Raw genomic sequence first — 403 nt, 5'->3', positions numbered from 1 at the left:
CGAAGACGGTCGAGAGATCGACCACGCGGATGCCGTGCAGGGGTCCTGGTCGTGCGTCGCGGTCGCGCGCATCGCTGGTGATCATCGCGCCACCTCTCGCTCGGGCGTCAGGCTCTCGTTGTGCTCGCCGAGCGCGGGAGCGCTGCAGCGGTAGGTGGACGGCGTGCCGGTGAGCGAGGCCGTCGTGAACGGCATGCGCCACGGACGGCCGCCGAGCGTGCCGGGCATCTCGACGAACACGTCGCGAGCGGCGAGCTGCGGGCATTCGAGCAGCTGAGCCGCCGTCTGCGAGAAGCCGGTGAGCAGCCCTCGAGCAGCGCTGCGCTCGAAGAAGTCCCGCGGGTCGACGCCGGCGAACGCCTCCTGCAGCGCATCCATGAGCGCTGCAGCGTTGGTGGCGCGC

At 71.5% G+C, this 403-nt stretch carries 1 protein-coding gene; it reads right to left on the bottom strand.

What is annotated here, in order from left to right; all coding sequences use genetic code 11:
- Positions 1-81: 81 nt before the first annotated feature.
- On the bottom strand, positions 82-403 hold a 322-nt coding region (locus C6558_RS39320; RefSeq protein WP_199197159.1), incomplete at its 5' end, for a CoA transferase.

The organism is Ensifer sp. NM-2 (assembly GCF_003024455.1).
Classification (GTDB): Bacteria; Pseudomonadota; Alphaproteobacteria; order Rhizobiales; family Rhizobiaceae; genus Ensifer; species Ensifer canadensis.
Note: the sequence above shows the minus strand (reverse complement) of the source record. Positions and strands in the feature narration are given on the sequence as shown.